1 protein-coding gene is annotated in these 594 nt (G+C 71.5%); it reads right to left on the bottom strand.

All coding sequences use genetic code 11. The features are described 5' to 3' along the window. Nucleotides 1–80: 80 nt before the first annotated feature. A partial coding sequence (locus tag LPA54_RS35325; RefSeq protein WP_228984677.1) for an RNA polymerase sigma factor occupies nucleotides 81–594 on the bottom strand: 514 nt, incomplete at its 5' end.

Genomic DNA, 594 nt, shown 5'->3' with positions numbered 1-594 from the left:
CTGCCGCAGCTCCTCCTCCAGCAGTTCCTCGTCGGCGCCGGGGCCCTCGTCGAAACCCGTGCCGTCGCTGATGTCGTCGCTCATGCCGTCCCCCGTCCCTCCAGCCGGGCCCGCAGCCGGCGCAGACAGCGCTGGCGCATCGGCCCGATACTGCCCACCGCGATGTCGAGCGCGGCGGACACCTCCTGATAACTGGGCGGTGGAGAAACGATCAGCACACGCAGCAACTGCCTGCACCGCTCGCCCAGTTCCTCGAACTCCTGCCACAGCCTTCGCACCCGCTCCCCCTGCGCGGCGGCCTCCTCCGTCTCCAGCAGCGCCTGTTCGGGCGCGCCGTCCTCGCTGACCGTGTCGAGCAGCTGCGGGTCGTCCGTCAGGACCAGCCGCCGCGCCTGGCGGTGCACCTTCAGGCACTCGTGGCGCGCGGTGCTGGCCAGCCAGGAACCCGCCTTCTCCGGCTCCCGGATGCGGTCCAGGTGCTGGGTGAAGCGGAACCAGACGGTCTGATACACCTCGTGGGCGTCGGCGTCGGACAGCCGGTGCGCGCGCACCACGGACCAGACCAGCGGGCCCAGGCCCTCCACGATCGCCTTC

The organism is Streptomyces sp. DH12 (assembly GCF_020873895.1).
In the GTDB taxonomy this organism is placed as follows: domain Bacteria; phylum Actinomycetota; class Actinomycetes; order Streptomycetales; family Streptomycetaceae; genus Streptomyces.
The sequence above is the reverse complement of the archived record's forward strand: the minus strand, read 5'-3'. Positions and strand labels throughout refer to the sequence as shown.